Consider the following 454-nt stretch of genomic DNA (forward strand, 5'->3'; position numbering starts at 1 on the left):
TGTCTTTTTCTCAATTCAATATTGATATTTTTCGAGCAATTAATGATTTAGGTAAACAATATTCATTCCTAAACTCAGCCATGGTATTTTTGGCAGAATATATGGTATATATTTTTGGTTTAATTATTATAGCTTATTGGTTTACCGGGTTCAGAAAAAGTAGGATGATGGTTATTCAAGCGATGGTTGCTTTTGTGATTGCTGAGGTGATTGGAAAAATAGCAGGGAAATTTCATTTGAATTATCAACCGTTTGCAGTATTGCCTGATGTTAATAAACTTGTCGACCATGCTGTAGATAATTCATTTCCTAGTGACCATACGATTCTCTTTTTTTCGATTTGTTTTTCGTTTTGGCTTGTTCGTAAAAAGACTGGATGGTTATGGCTTATACTTGCATTTTGTGTAGCGATCTCTCGTATTTGGGTAGGGGTTCATTATCCTTTTGATGTTGC

General features: G+C 33.7%; 1 protein-coding gene. It reads left to right on the forward strand.

Annotated elements, in window-relative coordinates:
- The coding region (locus COO03_RS23960; RefSeq protein ID WP_142316280.1) for an undecaprenyl-diphosphatase at positions 1–454 on the forward strand (454 nt) is incomplete at both ends.

Origin of the sequence: Bacillus sp. AFS098217 (assembly GCF_002551815.1) — a bacterium.
Taxonomy (GTDB): Bacteria; Bacillota; Bacilli; order Bacillales; family Bacillaceae_G; genus Bacillus_A.